We start from the raw sequence: 478 nt of genomic DNA on the forward strand, positions 1-478 counted from the left end.
GTACAGGTCCATACCGGTATCACCGCGCAGAAGGACGGACATCTGGGCTTTACCGGCCTGAATGCCTGGCAGCCGCTGGGTGTCACCGCCCAGGCAGGGGAAGAACTGATCATTTATGTGGGCAGCAACAACGGCACTACCGGAAGCAACGCGGCCCTGCAGCTGGTTGTGACCCAGTATAATGCCGAGTACGGCCAGCTCTCCAAATCCATTGCGCTGAAGATCGGCCGCAACGAGATCATGGTGCCGGAACTGGTTACCTTTGACGCCGAACACGTCGGCCCGCTGTATGTGCAGTACACCGGCAACAACAGTGCGGACCAGTACTCGGTACGTGTCAGCGGCGGTGTGCAGATCCCGGTGCTGGACCTGTACGGCATTGATGATGCCGGTGAACGGGAAGCCCGCGTGACGGCCTATGTGGAAGAGCTGGAAAGCTACACCGCCGGCCTGGAAGCGCAGCATGGCACCCTGCATG

General features: G+C 60.5%; 1 pseudogene. It reads left to right on the plus strand.

From position 1 onward, the window contains the following. A pseudogene (locus tag H6B10_RS15300) lies at positions 1-478 on the plus strand (carbohydrate-binding protein); the annotation flags it as partial.

Source organism: Gemmiger formicilis (assembly GCF_016901605.1).
Classification (GTDB): domain Bacteria; phylum Bacillota; class Clostridia; order Oscillospirales; family Ruminococcaceae; genus Gemmiger; species Gemmiger formicilis_B.